A 426-nucleotide genomic window follows, 5' to 3' on the forward strand; every position below is an offset into this window, starting at 1 on the left:
GGGAACCTGCGGTTGGATCACCTCCTTACCTGAAGATACCTTCCCGCGCAGTGCTCACACAGATTGTCTGATAAAAATGTAGCGAGCAAAGCGTCTTGCGAAGCAGGCTTCAATGTCCCCTTCGTCTAGAGGCCCAGGACACCGCCCTTTCACGGCGGTAACAGGGGTTCGAATCCCCTAGGGGACGCCATTGCTTGGTAACAGGTGAAAGATGTTGCCCACATATCTTAAAGATGACTTACGAGTCATGTTTAAGATATTTGCTCTTTAACAATCCGGAACAAGCTGAAAATTGAAACGACGCAGCGCGTCATCCCTCCGTAATAAGGGATGGCAGAGCGATGCGTTCGAGTCTCTCAAATGCTTGCAGCTTACAGCGTTGAAAAACGCCTGTGGGTTGTGAGGTTAAGCGACTAAGCGTAAGCG

Annotated in this window: 1 tRNA gene; it reads left to right on the forward strand. The window is 50.2% G+C overall.

Annotation, left to right across the window (positions count from 1 at the left end):
* The first annotated feature begins 114 nt into the window (after window positions 1–114).
* Window positions 115–190: transfer RNA gene (locus ACCW71_RS20560), tRNA-Glu, on the forward strand.
* Window positions 191–426: the final 236 nt, after the last annotated feature.

The sequence above is a fragment of the Pantoea sp. C2G6 genome, assembly GCF_051336815.1.
Taxonomy (GTDB): domain Bacteria; phylum Pseudomonadota; class Gammaproteobacteria; order Enterobacterales; family Enterobacteriaceae; genus Pantoea.